Origin of the sequence: Avibacterium sp. 21-599 (genome assembly GCF_026226765.1) — a bacterium.
Lineage (GTDB): Bacteria > Pseudomonadota > Gammaproteobacteria > Enterobacterales > Pasteurellaceae > Avibacterium.
Window position 1 is genome coordinate 72900 of record NZ_JAKKOB010000002.1, and the last position, 15533, is coordinate 88432.

The following is a 15533-nucleotide window of genomic DNA, read 5'->3' on the forward strand; positions in this document are numbered from 1 at the left end:
AAACTAACTGCAACACTTTATCAACATAGGCTTTATAAGGTGTTTTCCAGTTTAGGCATTTATGTTGTCGGTGAGTTAATTTATATTCACCCTGACAATGTCTCAATTCTCGTGAAATAGTTGATGTTGCGTTAATTGCTGAACAAAGCCTTGAGTATATTTAGTCATAAAAATATCTGCCCCTAATCAGTTGGTTGTTTAGTCCAACTTTTGGGGGCAGATCATTATGAGGTTTTCGTTATTTTTTAATAAGTTATGAGAATATCCTTTTCATTTACTGTATCACCATAAATAGGGAATAACGTTTTATCATAGGCTTGTTTTAGTACGCCTTGTTGACCGAGTTTTTCAATTTCTGCATTTAACCAGTTAAGTAATTCTGTATCGCCTTTTTTTACTGCGGGTGCAATAAAATCTTGATCGCCTAAATGCTTAATTCCTACGCTAAATTGTGGATTATCTTTTGCCCAAGCAAACAATAAGGTATTATCATGAGCTAAGGCATCACCTCGCCCATCTCGTAACGCTTCAAATGTTTCAGTATTTTGTTCAAATTTTAGTAGTTTAATATTTGGATAGTTCTTACTGAAATAAGCGTCTGCCGTCGTTCCTTTATTGACTAATAGTGTCTTTCCTTCAAGTTGTTTTATATCGGTGATTTCTCCATCTTTAGATACAACACCAAGGGCAACTTGCATATAAGGTTTGGCGAAATCAACGACTTCTTTGCGCGTTGGCGTAACGGTAAAATTAGCAAGAATGATATCAACTTTATTAGATTGAAGGTATTCCACTCGGTTGGCTGCTTCAACTAATACGTATTCCACTTTGCTTTCATCTCCAAGCAAATCTTTTCCAATTGCTTTGGCAATTTCAACATCAAAACCTTGGCTCTTTCCTTGGTTATCAATATAACCAAAAGGTGGCTTATCACTAAATACACCGATACGAATCTGTCCAGCTTGCTGGATTTGTTCAATACGATTAGCTTTATGTGCTTCTTTATCATTACAAGCTGTCAGACTTGCCGCTAATAATGTCGTTGCAAAAAGTGCGGTAATTTTTTTAAATGTTTTGTTCATAGTCAATTCCTCTTGGTTCGTAGTTTAAGATATTTAAGAATGTTTTTGCTCGATCTGAGCTTGGGTTAGTAAAAAATAGATCGGGAGAGCTTTGTTCAACAATACGTCCACTATCCATAAAAATAATACGATCAGCAACTTGTCGTGCAAATGCCATTTCGTGAGTAACAATCAGCATTGTCATCCCTTCTTTTGCTAGCCCAAGAATCACATCAAGTACTTCTCTAACCATTTCTGGATCTAATGCGGCAGTTACTTCATCAAAAAGCATAATTTCTGGATTCATACATAAAGAGCGAACAATAGCGATGCGTTGTTTCTGTCCACCAGATAATTCTCTTGGATAGGCATTTTTGCGATCGAATAAGCCAACACGCTTAAGTAATAGATCTGCCTGCTTTTCAACATCAATACGAGTACGTTTCTGGACTTTCATTGGACCAAGTAAAATATTATCTATCACCGAAAGATGCGAAAATAATTCATAACTTTGAAATACCATTCCAATATGTTGGCGAGCGTTCACCCAAGAAATATCTTTGCCTAAGATGCCTTGATTCTGTAGGATGATTTCTCCTTGCTGTATACTTTCTAAGCCATTAATACAGCGTAATAATGTACTTTTACCACAACCAGAAGGACCTAAAATAACCACGACTTCACCTTTTTTTACGGATAGATCAATACCTTGAAGTGCGGTCTTTTTTTCATACTGTTTAACCAAATGTTTAATATCTAATAATGCCATTGGACCTCCTATTACTTTTCCCAGTGATTTTCTATATAACGAGAGCATAGTGATAATGGATAGCAAATAATGAAATAGAGGAGAAAAATAAGTCCATAAATCCAAAATGCGGCGGAAGGATCAACGAATAATGATGTTTCGATAATCTGTTGCCCAACTTTTACCACTTCCAATACACCAATTAACATTGCTAATGAGCTTGTTTTAATCATACGTGTAAAAAGGTTAATTGCGCCCGGGGTAACACGTTTTAAGCTTTGAGGTAGTAAAATAAAGAAAAAGGTTTGGTTATCGTTTAGCCCTAAAGCATAAGCGGATTCTTTTTGGTGTTTTTCAATAGATTGTAATGCACCACGAACAAGATCCCCCATTTCTGCGGTTCCCCAAAAAATGAAAACGAGGATAGAAACAGTTACGCCATCAATGTGAATATTGAACCATTTTGCAATACCAAAATAGGCAATAAATAGCCAGACAAGCAAAGGAATAATACGAATGGCTTCTAAATATACGCGACATATTCCCTTAATTAATCTATTTTGATGTAGCATAATTACACCAAAAACTAAGCCTAATAGGCAGGAAAAGAATACGGAGATAAATGCAATCTGTGCCGTAGTTGCAAGACCATTTAATAGACGTTCTATATTGTTACCATCAAATAATAGGCTTAATCCCATTTTATCTACTCCCATATTTTGCGTAACCCGTACGCTTTTCTAAATGGTGAATTGAAATTGATATAGGTAATAAAATAATGAGGTAAAATAAGACTAATAAGAAAAGTGCTTCATTTGTCTTATAATCCAAACCAATTAATTCTTTTGCCATAAACATTAATTCAGCAATGGCAATGGCGCTGGCAATTGAGGTTTCCTTAATTAAAAATAAACAATTTGCACCAATTGCTGGTATTGCAACAGTGAAAGCTTGTGGAAAAATAACATAAATAAAGGTTTGTGATGAGGTTAAGCCTAAACTGAGTGCCGATTCAATTTGCCCTTTGTGAATACTTTCTATTCCTGCTCGAAAGGCTTCTGCCATATAGCTGCCACCTAAAAACGTTAAACCAAGAATGGCACAAGTCATTCCATCTAAATGAATACCTAATTTAGATAAACCAAAATAGAGAAAAAATAATTGGATTAATAATGGCGTATTGCGAGAAAGCTCAATATAAACTTGCACAATCGGATTGAGGAAACGGATTTGATAACTTGTAATAATGGCGCATATAATCCCAATAAAAAGGGAAAATAAAATGCTCCAGAATGCAAGCTGCAATGTGATCAAGCTTGCATCAAAAAATTTTGGAAGATTGTCAATAATATAAAGCCAATTCATTACACTATTCACTCAAAAATATTTAATTAATTCTTATTCTAGAAAGAGTACTTAACATTGGAAAATAATAAAAACTTATTTATTATAAATTTTTGACATAAGAAACTAACTGATAAAACAAAGTGCGGTTAAATTTTCTTACACTTTTGCTTATCCTTGACATTAAGCACATTCAAGATTAAAATTCGGTATCTATCTATTCTAAGGTAGAACAAAAAGTAAACATTCTTTTATGAATAACAATTAATAAACTGGAGCTTTTTTAATGGCAACTATCAACCAATTAGTACGCAAACCGCGTGTGAAAAAGGTTGTAAAAAGCAACGTTCCTGCATTAGAGGCTTGCCCGCAGAAACGTGGCGTGTGTACTCGTGTGTACACAACTACACCTAAAAAACCGAACTCAGCATTACGTAAAGTGTGCCGTATTCGTTTAACAAATGGTTACGAAGTAACTTCTTATATCGGCGGTGAAGGTCATAACCTTCAAGAGCACAGCGTTGTGCTTATCCGTGGCGGTCGTGTTAAAGATTTACCGGGTGTGCGTTATCACACTGTACGCGGTGCATTAGACTGTGCTGGCGTAAAAGATCGTAAACAAGGTCGTTCTAAATACGGCGTTAAACGTCCTAAAGCTTAATGGTTCTCCGTTAAGTAAGGCCAAACGCGAATTAAATTAAATAAATTATCATAAACTCCAGTAAACGTAAGATCTCTTACACAAAGAGTTTTGGATAATCCTGAAGATAAAAAAACGGAGAAATTGCAATGCCACGTCGTCGTCGTATTGAACCACGCAAAATTCTTCCAGATCCAAAGTTCGGATCAGAATTACTTGCGAAATTTATTAATGTATTAATGGTAGATGGTAAAAAATCTATCGCAGAATCTATCGTTTATGGTGCGTTAGAGACTTTAGCGCAACGTACAGGCAAAGAAGCGTTAGAAGCATTTGAAATCGCACTAGAAAACGTACGCCCAACGGTTGAGGTTAAATCTCGCCGTGTTGGTGGTTCTACTTATCAAGTGCCAGTTGAAGTGCGTCCAGCACGTCGTAACGCATTAGGTATGCGTTGGATCGTTGAGGCAGCACGTAAACGTGGTGATAAATCAATGGCTTTACGTTTAGCAAATGAATTATCTGATGCATCAGAAAACAAAGGCGCAGCAGTGAAAAAACGTGAAGACGTTCACCGTATGGCTGAAGCTAACAAAGCGTTTGCACATTACCGTTGGTAATCTGTTAATCAAACGATTTTTAGGCTTCATCACATTTTGCTATGCGGTGAAGCCTTATCCATATTTAAAATTTTAATTTATTGAATTCCAAACAAGGAAATAATAATGGCTCGTGTAACTCCTATTGAGCGCTATCGTAACATCGGTATTAGTGCTCACATTGATGCTGGTAAAACAACAACCACAGAGCGTATTCTATTCTATACAGGTGTTAGTCACAAAATTGGTGAGGTGCATGATGGTGCTGCAACCATGGACTGGATGGAACAAGAACAAGAGCGTGGTATTACCATTACTTCTGCGGCAACAACCGCTTTCTGGTCTGGTATGTCTCAGCAATACCCACAACACCGTATCAACGTGATTGATACTCCGGGACACGTTGACTTTACTATCGAAGTAGAACGTTCAATGCGTGTTCTGGATGGTGCAGTAATGGTTTACTGTGCAGTAGGTGGTGTTCAACCTCAGTCTGAAACTGTATGGCGTCAAGCAAACAAATATAAAGTACCTCGTATTGCGTTCGTAAACAAAATGGACCGTACTGGTGCAAACTTCCTGCGTGTTGTTGAACAAATCAAAACACGTTTAGGTGGTAATGCTGTTCCTTTACAACTTCCGATTGGTGCAGAAGAAAACTTCAAAGGTGTTGTTGATCTTCTTAAAATGAAAGCAATCAACTGGAATGAAGCAGATCAAGGTATGACCTTTACCTATGATGATATTCCAGCAGATATGGTTGAATTATGTGAAGAATGGCACCAAAATCTTGTTGAAGCAGCAGCAGAAGCTTCAGAAGAGTTAATGGAAAAATACCTTGGTGGTGAAGATTTAACTGAAGAAGAAATCAAAGGTGCATTACGTCAACGTGCCTTGGCTACGGAAATCATTCTTGTAACCTGTGGTTCTGCGTTCAAAAACAAAGGTGTACAAGCAATGCTTGATGCGGTAATTGATTACTTACCAGCACCAACAGACATCGCTGCAATCAAAGGGATCAATCCTGATGAAACTGAAGGTGAGCGTCACGCCGATGATAATGAACCATTCTCAGCATTAGCATTTAAAATCGCAACTGACCCATTTGTGGGTAACTTAACTTTCTTCCGTGTATATTCTGGTGTGGTTGAGTCTGGTGCGACAGTATTGAACTCAGTGAAAGAAAAACGTGAGCGTTTTGGTCGTATCGTTCAAATGCACGCAAATAAACGTGAAGAAATCAAAGAAGTTCGTGCGGGTGACATCGCTGCTGCTATCGGTCTGAAAGATGTAGGTACAGGTGATACATTATGTGCAGTTGATGCCCCAATTATTCTTGAGCGTATGGAATTCCCAGAGCCAGTAATCTCTGTTGCAGTAGAACCGAAAACGAAAGCAGACCAAGAGAAAATGGGCTTAGCATTAGGACGTCTTGCACAAGAAGACCCTTCATTCCGTGTTCACACTGATGAAGAATCAGGCGAAACCATCATTTCTGGTATGGGTGAGTTGCACTTAGATATCATCGTTGACCGTATGAAACGTGAGTTCAAAGTGGAAGCTAATATTGGTAAACCACAAGTATCTTACCGTGAAACTATTCGTACACGCGTAAATGATGTTGAAGGTAAACACGCAAAACAATCTGGTGGTCGCGGTCAATATGGTCACGTTGTTATCGACTTATACCCATTAGATCCTGAAGGTCCGGGTTATGAATTTGTCAACGAAATCAAAGGTGGTGTAATTCCGGGTGAATATATCCCTGCGGTTGATAAAGGTATTCAAGAACAACTTAAATCTGGTCCATTAGCGGGTTATCCAGTAGTTGATTTAGGTGTGCGTTTACATTTCGGTTCATACCACGATGTGGACTCATCTGAACTAGCATTTAAACTGGCGGCATCTATTGCATTTAAAGCAGCATTTAACAAAGCGAACCCAGTATTACTTGAGCCAATTATGAAAGTGGAAGTGGAAACACCACCTGAATATGTGGGTGATGTAATTGGTGACTTAAGCCGTCGTCGTGCAATGGTAAATGGTCAAGAAGCAAGCGAATTTGTTGTTAAAATCAATGCAGAAGTTCCACTTTCTGAAATGTTTGGTTATGCAACGGATCTTCGTTCACAAACTCAAGGTCGTGCATCATACTCAATGGAACCATTGAAATATGCTGAAGCACCAGCAAGTGTTGCAGCAGCAGTTATTGAAGCACGTAAAAAATAATTGAATATTAAACGCCGTAGTGCAGTAATGTGCTACGGAACTTTACTTAAAGGAAACATTAGCAATGTCTAAAGAAAAATTTGAACGTACAAAACCGCACGTAAACGTGGGTACAATCGGCCACGTTGACCATGGTAAAACAACTTTAACAGCAGCAATCACAACCGTATTAGCAAAACACTACGGTGGTGCGGCACGCGCATTTGACCAAATTGATAACGCGCCAGAAGAAAAAGCGCGTGGTATCACCATCAACACCTCACATGTTGAATACGATACCCCAACTCGTCACTACGCACACGTTGACTGCCCGGGACACGCGGACTATGTAAAAAATATGATTACAGGTGCGGCGCAAATGGACGGAGCAATCTTAGTAGTAGCAGCAACAGATGGTCCAATGCCACAAACTCGTGAACACATCTTATTAGGTCGCCAAGTAGGTGTACCATACATCATCGTATTCTTAAATAAATGCGATATGGTAGATGATGAAGAATTATTAGAATTAGTTGAAATGGAAGTGCGTGAACTTCTTTCTCAATATGACTTCCCGGGTGATGATACCCCAATCGTACGTGGTTCAGCGTTAAAAGCGTTAGAAGGTGATGCACAATGGGAAGAAAAAATCCTTGAGTTAGCAAACCACTTAGATACTTACATCCCAGAGCCAGAGCGTGCGATTGACCAACCGTTCTTATTACCAATCGAAGATGTATTCTCAATCTCAGGTCGTGGTACCGTAGTAACAGGTCGTGTAGAACGTGGTATCATCCGTACAGGTGATGAAGTAGAAATCGTTGGTATCAAAGAAACTGCAAAAACAACCGTAACTGGTGTAGAAATGTTCCGTAAATTACTTGACGAAGGTCGTGCAGGGGAAAACATCGGTGCATTATTACGTGGTACAAAACGTGAAGAAATCGAACGTGGTCAAGTATTAGCGAAACCAGGTTCAATCACACCACACACAGACTTCGAATCAGAAGTTTACGTATTATCAAAAGAAGAAGGTGGTCGTCACACTCCATTCTTCAAAGGTTACCGTCCACAATTCTATTTCCGTACAACTGACGTAACAGGGACAATCGAGTTACCGGAAGGTGTGGAAATGGTAATGCCAGGCGATAACATCAAAATGACAGTAAGCTTAATTCACCCAATCGCGATGGACCAAGGTTTACGCTTTGCGATCCGTGAAGGTGGCCGTACAGTAGGTGCGGGTGTTGTAGCGAAAATCATCAAATAATGATTATTGCTAGGTAACACTAGAAAGCTATCAGAAAATCGAAAGAGGGCATCGAAAGATGCCCTTTTGTTTTTTACTGCTAATTTAGAAATGTTGCGCAAACTGAGTTGATTGGCAAAATGAAAAACTTCACGAAAAAGCACCGCACTTTGATTTTAAGAATCGTTGATTAATTTGCTAAATTGGGTCAGGCTATCTCTTTGTTACTTCTAGAAATAGAGTGGTTACTATTCCCTTATTATTCGTATGTTTTACATCTAATAATTATTTGCTTATTAAGTTAAAAGCAAAAATTTACTGGAAAGGCACCGCACTTTAGATGATGAAAGATGTGATCTCTTCGTTGAAATAATAGGGAATGATTAATTTCTTTTTTGTAAGAAATCGTTAAATTTTCTATGATTTTTGATAGGCAACAAAATAAGAAAATGCTACAATTGCGCTGTTCAGAACAGCATCCCGATTTTATTGAATAATGGATACAATTATGGCGTCAAATATTGATAAAAAGAAACACGCTGAACAAGCGGAAGATCTTCAGAAGTCAAAAGGACTAAATACCTTTTTATGGCTACTCAGTATGGTAATTATTGCTGTGGCAGCAGTTGGAAATATTTATTTTGCAGACCAATTTTCTACTCCAATCCGTGTGGTTGCGGTAGTGATTCTATTACTTATTGCCTTGGGTATTTTAGCTATTACTAACCAAGGGACAAAAGCACGCGCCTTTTTGAAAGACTCTAGAATAGAATTAAGAAAAATTGTATGGCCAACACGTTCTGAGGCAATGCAAACAACCTTGATTGTTATGGCTGTTACGATGATTGTTTCTCTCATTTTATGGGGACTTGATTCTATTATTGTTTCTGTAATTAATTTCTTAACAAATTTGAGGTTCTAAGATGACAGAGAATACACCAAAAAAACGCTGGTATGTGTTACAAGCATTTTCTGGCTTTGAAGGCCGTGTAGCAGCAACATTGCGCGAATATATTAAATTGCACCAAATGGAAGATCAATTTGGTGAAGTACTTGTTCCTACAGAAGAAGTGGTTGAGAACGTGGGCGGTAAGCGTCGTAAAAGTGAACGTAAATACTTCCCTGGTTATGTCTTGGTACAAATGGAAATGAATGATTACACTTGGCAGCTTGTGCGTAGTGTGCCACGCGTAATGGGATTTATTGGTGGTACACCAGATAAGCCTGCGCCGATTAGTAACCGTGAGGCTGACATTATTTTAAATCGTCTAGAGCAAAATTCTGACAAACCAAAACCAAGAACTGTCTTCCAACCTGGTGAGGAAGTGAGAGTTAAAGAAGGTCCGTTTGCAGACTTTAATGGAACGGTTGAAGAAGTCGATTACGATAAAGGTCGTCTGAAAGTATCGGTTTCTATCTTTGGTCGAGCTACACCAGTTGAACTTGAGTTTGGTCAAGTAGAAAAAAATAGTTAATATTTACAAAAAGATGAGCATAGCTCATCTTTTTTATTTATTGCCGTTAGGTTGTAAATTCAAGTCATAAAAATCTGCTCCTTAATTGGTTGTACTCAACTTTTGGGAAGCAGATCGTCGAGTTTTCTTTGTTGTTTACTATGCTAATCTCGCAATTTCTCAATCGCTTCTTTATTAAAGAAATAATGCGTGCCACAACATTCACATTGCATATCAATGCTACCATTGTGCTCTACAAGAATTTCATCAATTTCATTTTCTGGTAGTAAAAGCAATGCACTTCCTGAACGCTCTTGGGTGCAGCCACAGAAAAATTCCACATTTTGTGCGGGATAAATTTCTACGGTTTCTTCGTGATATAAACGGTAAAGTAGCTCTTCGGCACTTAATCCAAAGATTTCCTCATCTTTTACTGTCGCAGTCAGCGTAGCAAGATGCTCAAAATCCCCTTCTTCGCCCACGCCGTCAGGCATTACTTGCAACAACATTCCTGCTGCCACGGGTTCGCCATTCAATTCGCCCGTACGAATAATTAACTGCGTTTGTAACTGTTCAGAACGTACAAAATAATCTTCTAAACATTCCGTAATCGTCGGTTTATCTAAGCTAATCACACCTTGATAACGTTCCCCTTCAGTAGGCGTAATAGTGATGACTAACACCCCTTTACCAATCATTTCACTTAGTGTCATCTCATCACATACTTCACCTTGTAAACGGGCTAATGCACGGATTTTTTGATCATCCGAACCATTTACTAAGGCTAAAGAAAGTGGTCCATCACCTTGAATTTGTACGGTAATACTGCCATTAAATTTTAATGTGGCGGTGAGTAAACTGGTTGCCACCATCATTTCACCCAGTAAGTTTTGCACCACTTTCGGATAATGATGGGTATTTAAGGTCTCTTTAAAACTTTGATTTAACCGTACCCATTCACCACGTACCGCTCGATGTTTAAATAAATAACGATAAAGTTTGTCGTTGTCAGCTTGATATGTCATATTGTCCTCAATAATACTTAAATAACGCCAAGTACAGATTAGATCAATGAGTTCATTAACTTGGCAATTTGCCTTTATATTGGGATCATTCTACAAATAACAAGGCTACTCTTGATATTTAAACTTAAGTAAATCTCGTCGCTCTTTTTTATTTGGTCGGCGTTCAGGGTTTGGCATAGAAAGGGCATTATTTTTGCGTGCAATGGCCCATTTTTCCCGTTTTTCAACACTCTGTGCGGTTTCTTGATATAACAATTGTGCTTCTGGCGCACCACGTCGTTGGGTGGAAAGAGCTAACACTTGCACTTCTTTTTCTTCATTGCCTTGACGTAATTTGATCAATGCACCCACTTCGACGGTTTTATTCGGTTTAGTACGCTGATTATTGTAATGGACTTTACCGCCATCGATCATTTCTTTGGCGATGGTACGCGTCTTATAAAATCGAGCTGCCCAAAGCCATTTATCTAGACGAACTTCATCATTTTTATCCGCATTACGCACGTTTTGTTTTGCCATTTATTTCTCCTAATCAAGTGCGGTCATTTTTTATTGTATTTTATGCCATAACGGAAGATGAAAACAAAAAATTGATCTTATTAGATAAAATTGATATAGAATGAGATGTTTTTATTACAAAAATTGGGGAGAAATATGCAAACTTCGTATCACTCAGCGCCAAGTTTAAAAGAACTTACCTTCCGAGGAATGTTCTTAGGTGCGTTAATTACGGTGATTTTCACCGCATCAAATGTCTATTTAGGCTTAAAGGTGGGGCTAACTTTTGCTTCATCCATTCCTGCCGCTGTAATCTCTATGGCAGTATTAAAAATGTTTTCTGGGTCAACTATTCTAGAAAATAATATGGTGCAAACCCAAGCCTCTGCCGCAGGTACACTCTCTTCGGTGATTTTCGTTATTCCAGGCTTATTAATGATGGGATATTGGCAAGATTTTCCATTCTGGCAAACCCTTTTAATTTGTGCATCAGGGGGAATTTTAGGGGTGATTTTCACTGTCCCGTTGCGTCAAGTAATGGTGGCTAAAAGTGATTTACCTTATCCTGAAGGGGTTGCGGCGGCTGAAATTCTTAAAGCAGGAAATCACCAAGAAGGAGAAAATGATACAGGTATCAAAGAAATTGCGACTGGAGGCATCATTGCTGCAATAGTCAGTTTTGCAACAAATGGCTTGCGCATTATTGCTGATGGGGCAAGTTTATGGTTTAAAGGTGGTAATGCGGTTTTCCAAGTACCGATGGGGTTTTCTTTCGCTTTATTAGGCGCCGGTTATTTAGTCGGTATTGTCGGTGGTATTGCAATTTTAATCGGTATTTTTCTCACTTGGGGAATTGCGGTTCCCTATTTCACTAGCACATCATCAATGCCTGTTGATGGCGAGATGATTAGCTATGCAATGGGTATTTGGAAAAGTAAAGTGCGTTTTATTGGTGTGGGTACCATTGGTATTGCGGCGATTTGGACCTTACTTGTCTTAATGAAGCCTATGATCCAAGGAATGGCACAATCTTTCCGAGCATTAAAAGATCCATCAGCGCAAAGTAGTGAACGTACTCAGTTAGATTTATCACCTAAATCAATGATCTATATCACGATTACATCTGTTGCATTAATTATGGTTGCATTACACCATTTTATCGCAGAAGCGCCAATTGCGACTGAGTATGCCTTCTTATTTGTTATTGTATGTACGCTATTAGCAGTATTTATTGGTTTCTTCGTTGCTGCAGCCTGTGGATATATGGCTGGACTTGTAGGCTCATCATCTAGCCCAATTTCAGGAATTGGAATCATTTCTGTGGTACTTATTTCCTTAACCTTACTCGCATTAGGTAAATTCACAGGGCTTATTGAAAGCGCAGAAGGAATGAAATTTTTAACCGCACTGACTATTTTTTCTGGTTCTATTGTGGTTACCACAGCGGCAATCTCAAATGACAACTTACAAGATTTAAAAACAGGGCTATTAGTTGAAGCCACACCTTGGCGTCAGCAAGTCGCACTGATTATCGGTTGTGTTGTTGGTGCATTAGTTATTGCCCCGGTATTAGAAATTCTTTATCACGCTTATGGCTTTACGGGAGCATTACCACGCGCTGATATGGATCCTTCTCAAGCACTTTCAGCGCCACAAGCAACCTTAATGACAACCATTGCAACAGGTATTTTTTCTAGCAATTTAGAATGGCGTTATATCTTTATGGGGATCGGATTAGGCTTAGCCCTCATCATCATTGATACGCTATTGAAAAAAGCCAGCCAAAATCGCTTTGCCCTGCCTGCCCTCGCTGTAGGAATGGGGATTTATTTACCTCCAGTTGTAAATATGCCTATCGTCATTGGTGCGGTGCTAGCTTGGTTTATTAATCGCCATTTAACCGCTTATGCCCATCGTAATGGTAAAAATGTGGAAGAAGTGAAGAAAAAAGCCGATCGCTACGGTACGCTATTTGCTGCTGGCTTAATTGTTGGGGAAAGTTTAATTGGCGTTATCCTTGCCTTCATTATTGCTGCCTCCGTGACTTCTGGTGGCTCAGATGCACCATTAGCACTTTCGCTAGAAAACTGGGATAGCACAGCAGAATGGCTTGGTTTCGCGGTCTTTATCGCGGGTATCGTGATTTATGCATTACGTGTACTTCGGGCGAAAAAAGGATAAGCGATAATCTGTTTCAATTTATCTCTATTTGTTAATTAAGGGCAAGATAATACTTGCCCTTTTTTCTTTTTATCCCCTTTGCTATACTCATTTCATTATCTGGATCTGGTTCATCTTTTGGGAGGCGCTTTTGTTATTTGATTCTTCTTTATTACAATCTGTACTAATGATTGCAGAACAAGCGGGCCATCACCTCAATCGGTTTTACAACAAAAATCTTACCTCATACATAAAAGCGGATAATACCCCAGTTACAGAAGCAGATCTTTTTGTCAGTCAATTTTTAATGGAAAAGCTTCGCGCCCTTACCCCTGCTTATCCCGTCTTATCAGAAGAATATTGTAAAATCCCTTTTCACGAAAGACAGCAATGGCAAACCTATTGGCTTGTAGATCCCTTAGATGGCACGCAACAATTTATCAATCGCACAGGGCATTTTTCAGTATTAATTGCCTTGGTACATCATCATCGCCCTGTGCTAGGTGTGATTCATTGCCCGCAAACCGAACAAACCTATTACGCCGCACAGGGCTTAGGCGCCTATAAAAAAACAACGCAAAAAACCACCGCACTTAACAGACAACCAGTTAATTTATCACAGCCCATTCGTATTGTTGTGGGATCGCATTCTGCGAAAAAGAAAGTGCGGTCAATTTTGCAGCCAAATTTTAATTACCATTTTGAGATTATTGGCTCAAGTGGCATAAAAAGCGTAAAAGTTGCAGAAGGGGCGGCAGATTGTTATATTCGATTAGGCGAAACAGGAGAATGGGATACCGCAGCGGCTGAAATTATTTTAGCTGAAATGGGCGGTAAAATTTTTGATCGCCATTTCCAGCCACTCACTTACAATCAGCGTGAAAGCTTAGTAAACCCTGATTTTGTTATGGTGGCAGACGCACAATTAAACTGGCACAACATCTTTCAATTTAATTAATGAGAACTATTGGTAATTTGCCGAGTTTGCGCATATTATTACCACTCTCTTAAAAATGGATAGCAATCATATGACAAACCACAACGCAGAAAAAAACTGTATCGTGATTTTTGGGGCATCAGGTGATTTAACGCACCGTAAATTAATCCCTGCACTTTACAACTTATATAAACTCGGGCGTTTAGCGGAAGATTTCTCCGTGCTAGGCGTAGCAAGAACAGAAATGACGGATGAGCAATTCCGCACAAAAATGCGTCAAGCCTTAATCAAGACAGAAAAAGCGGAAGGCGAAATACTTGAGCAATTTTGCAGCCATCTGTATTACCAAACCATCAATACCTCTGATGCCAAAGATTACGCCAAACTCGTGCCTCGCTTAACCGAATTGCACGAAAAATATCACACTGAAGGCAACACACTTTATTATATGTCCACACCACCAAGCCTGTACGGCGTGATTCCAGAATGTCTTGCAGCACACGGGTTAAATACCGAAGACTATGGCTGGAAGCGTTTAATTGTGGAAAAACCCTTTGGCTATGATATTAAAACTGCCAAAACACTTGATATTCAAATTCATCGCTTTTTTGAAGAACATCAAATCTATCGTATCGACCATTATCTTGGCAAAGAAACCGTTCAAAACTTATTAGTATTACGTTTTTCTAATGGTCTATTTGAGCCGTTATGGAACCGTAATTTCATTGATTATATTGAAATTACTGGGGCTGAACAGCTTGGTGTAGAAGAACGTGGAGGATATTACGATGGCTCTGGCGCAATGCGTGATATGTTCCAAAATCACCTATTACAAGTGCTTGCGATGGTTGCAATGGAACCGCCCGCCATTATTAATGCGGATTCAATGCGTGATGAAGTGGCAAAAGTATTGCACTGCCTACACCCACTAAGTGAAGAAGATGTGAAAAACAATCTCGTGCTAGGGCAATATACCCGCGGCGTTATTGACGGTAAAGAGGTTAAGGGCTACCTTGAAGAAAAAGGCGTGCCACCGGATTCTAATACCGAAACTTATATGGCATTACGTTGTGAAATTGATAACTGGCGTTGGGCTGGCGTGCCGTTTTATATCCGTACAGGAAAACGCTTACCAACCCGCGTAACTGAAGTGGTTATTCATTTTAAAACAACGCCACACCCAGTATTTAGCCAAAATGCACCTGAAAATAAACTGATTATTCGCATTCAGCCTGATGAAGGTATTTCAATGCGTTTTGGTTTGAAAAAGCCGGGCGCAGGTTTTGAAGCAAAAGAAGTATCTATGGATTTCCGCTATGCGGATCTTGCTCAACCAAGCCTATTAAGCGCTTATGATCGTTTATTACTGGACGCAATGAAAGGCGATGCCACCTTGTTTGCGCGTACTGATGCCGTACACGCCTGTTGGAAATTTGTGCAACCTATTTTAGATTACAAAGCCGCTCGTGGACGCATTTATGACTATGAAGCCGGCACTTGGGGGCCAAAGGAAGCCGATAAACTGATTGCACGCACAGGACGAGTTTGGCGTAAACCAAGTGGGCTGATGAAGAAAAAAGTATAATATCTTTCCCTCAATGATTGAGAGG

At 39.2% G+C, this 15533-nt stretch carries 15 protein-coding genes; 9 read left to right on the forward strand and 6 right to left on the reverse strand.

What is annotated here, in order from left to right; translation table 11 throughout:
* Window positions 1–245: 245 nt before the first annotated feature.
* The 4 genes from L5B83_RS10285 to L5B83_RS10300 are packed head-to-tail and all read right to left on the reverse strand — an operon-like array spanning window position 246 to window position 3174.
* Entirely contained in the window at window positions 246–1082 is an 837-nt protein-coding gene (locus L5B83_RS10285) for a cysteine ABC transporter substrate-binding protein (protein ID WP_265778456.1), read from the reverse strand.
* On the reverse strand, window positions 1066–1830 hold the full coding sequence (locus L5B83_RS10290) for an amino acid ABC transporter ATP-binding protein (protein ID WP_265778457.1): 765 nt from the start codon (window positions 1828–1830) through the stop codon (window positions 1066–1068). Before L5B83_RS10290 ends, L5B83_RS10285 begins: the two co-directional genes overlap by 17 nt.
* Before the next feature lie 11 nt (window positions 1831–1841).
* Window positions 1842–2510, reverse strand: a complete 669-nt coding sequence (locus L5B83_RS10295) for an amino acid ABC transporter permease (protein ID WP_265778458.1) — start codon at window positions 2508–2510, stop codon at window positions 1842–1844.
* Between the two features lies 1 nt (window position 2511).
* On the reverse strand, window positions 2512–3174 hold the full coding sequence (locus L5B83_RS10300) for an amino acid ABC transporter permease (protein ID WP_265778459.1): 663 nt from the start codon (window positions 3172–3174) through the stop codon (window positions 2512–2514).
* A 265-nt stretch (window positions 3175–3439) separates the two neighbouring features.
* Between L5B83_RS10300 and rpsL the strand changes: the two genes are divergently transcribed.
* The 6 genes from rpsL to nusG all read left to right on the forward strand — a co-directional run bounded on the left by rpsL (window position 3440) and on the right by nusG (window position 9324).
* Entirely contained in the window at window positions 3440–3814 is a 375-nt protein-coding gene (gene rpsL, locus L5B83_RS10305) for a 30S ribosomal protein S12 (protein WP_013745731.1), read from the forward strand.
* 128 nt (window positions 3815–3942) lie between these two features.
* Complete coding sequence (gene rpsG, locus L5B83_RS10310) at window positions 3943–4413, forward strand: 30S ribosomal protein S7 (RefSeq protein WP_103853509.1); 471 nt, start codon at window positions 3943–3945, stop codon at window positions 4411–4413.
* Window positions 4414–4518: 105 nt separating this feature from the next.
* The gene (fusA, locus tag L5B83_RS10315) at window positions 4519–6621 is read left to right on the forward strand and encodes an elongation factor G (RefSeq protein WP_250351171.1); all 2103 of its coding nucleotides are present in this window, start codon (window positions 4519–4521) and stop codon (window positions 6619–6621) included.
* Window positions 6622–6685: 64 nt separating this feature from the next.
* Window positions 6686–7870 (forward strand): elongation factor Tu, encoded by a 1185-nt coding sequence (gene tuf, locus L5B83_RS10320; protein WP_046097610.1) that lies wholly within the window; start codon window positions 6686–6688, stop codon window positions 7868–7870.
* Between the two features lie 487 nt (window positions 7871–8357).
* On the forward strand, window positions 8358–8771 hold the full coding sequence (gene secE, locus L5B83_RS10325; RefSeq protein WP_250351170.1) for a preprotein translocase subunit SecE: 414 nt from the start codon (window positions 8358–8360) through the stop codon (window positions 8769–8771).
* Between the two features lies 1 nt (window position 8772).
* Window positions 8773–9324: a transcription termination/antitermination protein NusG gene (gene nusG, locus L5B83_RS10330; protein WP_265778460.1), complete on the forward strand. Its 552-nt coding sequence runs from the start codon at window positions 8773–8775 to the stop codon at window positions 9322–9324.
* 143 nt (window positions 9325–9467) lie between these two features.
* Here nusG and hslO read toward each other — a convergent pair whose 3' ends face one another.
* Both hslO and hslR read right to left on the reverse strand, forming a co-directional pair.
* The gene (hslO, locus tag L5B83_RS10335) at window positions 9468–10328 is read right to left on the reverse strand and encodes an Hsp33 family molecular chaperone HslO (RefSeq protein WP_265778461.1); all 861 of its coding nucleotides are present in this window, start codon (window positions 10326–10328) and stop codon (window positions 9468–9470) included.
* Window positions 10329–10433: 105 nt separating this feature from the next.
* Window positions 10434–10847: a ribosome-associated heat shock protein Hsp15 gene (gene hslR / locus L5B83_RS10340; protein ID WP_250351395.1), complete on the reverse strand. Its 414-nt coding sequence runs from the start codon at window positions 10845–10847 to the stop codon at window positions 10434–10436.
* A 135-nt stretch (window positions 10848–10982) separates the two neighbouring features.
* On the opposite strand from hslR, the gene L5B83_RS10345 reads away from it, so the two are divergent.
* The 3 genes from L5B83_RS10345 to zwf all read left to right on the forward strand — a co-directional run bounded on the left by L5B83_RS10345 (window position 10983) and on the right by zwf (window position 15508).
* A complete protein-coding gene (locus L5B83_RS10345) occupies window positions 10983–13007 on the forward strand; it encodes an OPT family oligopeptide transporter (RefSeq protein ID WP_265778462.1) in 2025 nt (674 codons plus the stop codon).
* A gap of 130 nt (window positions 13008–13137) precedes the next feature.
* Window positions 13138–13944 (forward strand): 3'(2'),5'-bisphosphate nucleotidase CysQ, encoded by an 807-nt coding sequence (gene cysQ, locus L5B83_RS10350; protein WP_265778463.1) that lies wholly within the window; start codon window positions 13138–13140, stop codon window positions 13942–13944.
* Window positions 13945–14014: 70 nt separating this feature from the next.
* The gene (gene zwf, locus L5B83_RS10355; RefSeq protein ID WP_250351393.1) at window positions 14015–15508 is read left to right on the forward strand and encodes a glucose-6-phosphate dehydrogenase; all 1494 of its coding nucleotides are present in this window, start codon (window positions 14015–14017) and stop codon (window positions 15506–15508) included.
* The last annotated feature ends 25 nt before the right edge of the window (window positions 15509–15533 follow it).